Genomic DNA, 4,421 nt, shown 5'->3' on the forward strand with positions numbered 1-4,421 from the left:
ATGGCGAGTGCTTCGCGGGGGGAGATTCCGAAGAGTGCGGCGTCGAAGTCGGCGGCGTCATGGAGGAACCCGCCCTCGCGTGCGGACGAACCACCAGAACGGCCTGGATCGCCGGACAAAAGGTCGGCCAGCGGCCACCCGCGATCCTGCGGAAAGCCGGTCACCGCGTCTTCTCCTGACGCAAGGAGATTCCACAGCGCATCCGGACTGTTCGCACCGCCCGGAAAACGACATGCCATGGCTACCACTGCGATCGGCTCGCGTTGGCGATCCTCCACTTCGGACAGCCGCTCCCGCGTCCGCTGCAGATCGGAGGTGACCCGCTTGAGATAGCTGAAGAGCTTCTCTTCCTGCTCCATTGCGCACCACCACCTGTTGTCTCGGGCGAACGTAAGAGGGTTGCGTCAGAGGTTGCGATCGATGAAGTCCATCAGCTCCTCCGGCGTGGTGGCCTCCGCGGCGTCTGCACCGGGGCCGTCCCCATGCGTGGGGCTGAGCCGATTCCATTCGGCGAGCAGGTACTCAAGGCGTCCTGCGATATGTGCATGGTCGGTGTCTTCGCCTGCTGCACAGAGCAATCCTTCGAGGCGGTCCAGCTCGTCGGACAAGGCGTCGGCGGCACCGGGTAGCTCATCGTCCAGGTAATCGGCCAGCGCACCCGTGGACGGGTGATCGAACACGACGCTCGCCGGCAGCTCCAGCCCGGTCAGTGCGGTGAGTCGGTTACGCAGCTCGACCGCGGTGAGCGAGTCGAAACCGAGATCGGAGAAGCTGCGACGGTCGTCGACCCTGGTGTCCGAGGTGTGGCCGAGGGTTGCGGCGACTTCGGTACGCACTGTGTCGACAAGCAGCCGCCGGCGAGCCTCAATCGAGAGACCACTGACGCGTTCGTTCAACGGTTTGGCAGCCGGCTGCGACTGTTGTGCTTCCGGGGACGTGGCAGGTTCACGAAGTACGCAGGGCATGGATGCCGGGGCGGAGCGCAGTGCGACGGGGTCGAGCAGCAAAGGGACGACCGTTGCGTGTTCGGACCCCAGCGCGGCGTCGAACATCGCCAGCCCTTGCTCTTCCCCGATGGCCAGGACACCACTGCGGGAAAGGCGCTTGCGGTCGATCTGGCCAAGTTCTCCGGCCATGCCGTCCGCTACGTCCCAGAGTCCCCATGCCAGGGATACCGCGGGCAGCCCTTGCCCCCGCCTGGACTCGGCGAGTGCGTCGAGGAAGGCGTTGGCCGCAGCGTAGTTCGCCTGTCCCGCCGAACCGAGGATTCCGGCAGCCGACGAGAAGAGAACGAATGCGGACAGGTCCAACTCACGGGTCAGCTCGTGCAGATTCCAAGCGCCCTGAGCCTTCGGCCCGAAGACGCTCCCCAGCCGTTCACCGGACTGCTTCTCAAAGGTGGCGTCGTCGACCACACCGGCACAGTGCACAACCGCTGACAGAGGCCAGTCCGCAGGAACCGCGGCCAGCACCTCTTCCAGAGCACGGCGGTCCGTGACATCACACGCCGCGAACTCCACCTCGGCTCCGAGTCCGCGCAGCTGCCCGGCCAGCTCGGACGCACCGGGCGCACTGTCGCCGCGGCGACTGACCAGAAGCAGTCGCCGGACCCCGTGTGTCACGACCAGGTGCCGGCAGATCCGGCTGCCGAGTGCCCCGCTCGCTCCCGTGACCATGACGGTACCCGGATGCCACGTGGAGATCCCGGCGGTCGATGTGTCACGAACCAGGCGCGGCACGAGCGCCTCACCGGAATGCAGCAGGACCTGTTCTTCACCGCAAGTGACTGCCGCGTCCAGCGGACCGTCGCCGTCGACCAGCACAAGCCGGCCTGGATGCTCGACCTGAGCCGACCGCACCAGCCCCCACACCGCGGCGGCCGGCAGAAGACGCTCAGGATCGCGTGAGGTGACGCCGTCGGTCACCACGACCAGGCGCGCCCCCGGACTGTTGCGCTGAGTGAGCCATGTCTGCACAGAGCCCAGAGCCGTCTCGGCCGTCATGCGGGCGGACTCCACGATGTCCCTTGACGGGGAACGCTGCGCAGTGATCCGCAGGACGTCGACACCGGTAGGCATGGCGTCCACCCTGGGCAGCACAACAGGTTGCCAATCGATGCGCATGGCCGGGACGCGCCGAGGCCGAAGCACCGCGTCGGGAATGGGCCGCCCTACCAGTGACGAGACAGAAGCGATGAGAGTCCCGGACGGGTCGGCGAGGTCCAGGGAGACTTCGCTGGGGCCGCGATGGACCAAGCGTGCGATCAAGTGGTTGCCTGCGCGGTTGTGCAGTGTCACTCCGGACCAGGAGAACGGCAGGCTGACATGTGCGCGGTCCGCGTCGACGGTCATGGCATGCAGCGCGGCGTCGAACAGCGCCGGGTGCACGGCGAAGCCACCGCTGTCCCCGTCCGAATGGATCTCGGCGTAGATTTCATCGCCGTGCCGCCACACGGACTGCATTCCGCGGAATGCGGGGCCGTAGCCGACACCGGACTCGGCCATGCGGTCGTAGAAGTCGCCGATGTCGACTGGCACGGCGTCAGCGAGCGGCCAGTGCACGGCTGTGTCCAGGGGAAGCCCGGATGCTGCCGCCAGCGCGCCGGAGCAATGTCTGGTCCAGAGTCCGCTGCGGTCGGCGTTCTCAGGGCGCGAGTACACGCCGACGGTGCGACGGCCGTTCACGGACTCGTCGACATCCACCCGTACCTGCACGGCTTCCGCACCGATGAGTACCAGTGGCACGTCCATGGTCAACTCGACCAGCTCGGAGTAGCCGGTGTACCGACCGGCATGCAGTACCAGGTCCAGGAAGGCGGTGCCGGGGAACACGATGCTGTCTGCGACGGTGTGGTCGGCAAGCCACGGCAGTGAGGGAAGATCGATGCGACCTGTCAGCAGCGTTCGGCCGGACGACGGGATGGTCACGGACGCTCTGAGGATCGGATGATCGGCGCTGTCCAGTCCTGCTGCGCTCAGATCGACGACTTCGGACGGCAGATTGTCGAGCCAGTAGCGCTGGTGCTGGAAGGGATACGTGGGCAGCGGGACGCGGAGGGCGCCGGTACCTGCGAAATAAGTGGCCCAGTCGATGTCGATGCCGGTGACCGTCAGCCGGGCCAGAGCCGAAGTGATGGCCTGTGTTTCGGTCTTCTTGGAATTGAGTGAAGATATCGCGGTCCCGGTGATGTGGGGGGTGAGCGTGGCTCCGGGGCCGATTTCGAGGTAGGCGTCAGCTGCGGCATGCGTGAGGGCATCGGCGAATCGGACGGTGTGGCGGGCGTGCCGGATCCAGTGCTCGGCGTCAACGTGGTCGAGGGGCCGCCCGGTGACGGTGGAGACCAGCGGAATGGCCGGCGCGGAGAACGTCAGGCCCGTGACGGTCCGGCGGAACTCGTCGAGGATCGGTTCCATCAACGGTGAATGGAAGGCGTGAGAGACACGCAGCCACGTGATGCGATGGCCCCGAAGACCGCCCGTGATGTGGGTGAGGGCTGTGCGGTCACCGGACAGAACCAGGGACCGCGAGCTGTTGACTGCGGCGATCCCCACGGAGTCCGCGTATTCACACAGGTGCGGAAGGACATCATTTTCCGCTATGTCGATGGAGACCATGGCTCCACCGGCGGGCAAGGACTGCATCAGACGACTGCGGGCAATGACGAGAGTCGCGGCGTCCGCGAGATCAAGCACACCGGCGATGTACGCGGCGGCGATCTCACCGATGGAATGGCCCGCCACCGCTTCGGGTTTCACGCCCCAGTGTTCCCACAGTCGGTAGAGCGCGACATGAACGGCGAAAAGAGCGGGCTGGGTGAACCGAGTCTGATTCAGTACTTCTGCATCGTCGCCGAAAATGACACTGCGCAGTGGCAGGGGAAGACGAGGGTCCAGCTCCGCGCAGACGGTATCGAACGCATCGGCATAGACGGGGTAGGTGTCGTAGAGCTCTCGGCCCATGCCCAGCCGTTGACTTCCCTGCCCGGAGAAGAGGATGGCGAGCCTTCTGCCGGACTTGGTCCCCGCGACGACCGCCGGGTGCGCCGCTCCCTGGGACAGGGCGACCAGCGCCTGCCGCTGCTCCTCCAAGTCACCCGCCCACACCACGGCGCGCTCGTCGAACGACGCGCGGGTGGTCGCGAGTGTGTAGCCGGTGTCGACCAGCGACGTGCCATGCGTCAGACTCTCAGCGAGCTGGGCCGCTGTGGCGCGTAGTGCGGCCCTGTCCCGCGCTGAGATCACCCACGGAACCACCGGCAGGCCTACCGCGGAATGGTCCGGCACCTCCTCGAGAGGAGGCTGCTCCAGGATGATGTGGGCGTTGGTGCCGCTGACACCGAAGGACGACACACCGGCGCGGCGGGGGTGGTCGTGTTGGGGCCAGGGCTGGGGTTCGGTGAGGAGTGCGAGTTTTCCTGTGGT

2 protein-coding genes are annotated in these 4,421 nt (G+C 66.5%); both read right to left on the reverse strand.

Annotation, left to right across the window (positions count from 1 at the left end; all coding sequences use genetic code 11):
* On the reverse strand, window positions 1-359 hold a 359-nt coding region (locus tag ACFVYE_RS47115), incomplete at its 3' end, for a beta-ketoacyl synthase N-terminal-like domain-containing protein (RefSeq protein ID WP_389609738.1).
* 45 nt (window positions 360-404) lie between these two features.
* On the reverse strand, window positions 405-4,421 hold a 4,017-nt coding region (locus ACFVYE_RS47120; RefSeq protein ID WP_389609740.1), incomplete at its 5' end, for an SDR family NAD(P)-dependent oxidoreductase.

This window comes from Streptomyces sp. NPDC058239 (assembly GCF_042882185.1).
Lineage (GTDB): Bacteria > Actinomycetota > Actinomycetes > Streptomycetales > Streptomycetaceae > Streptomyces.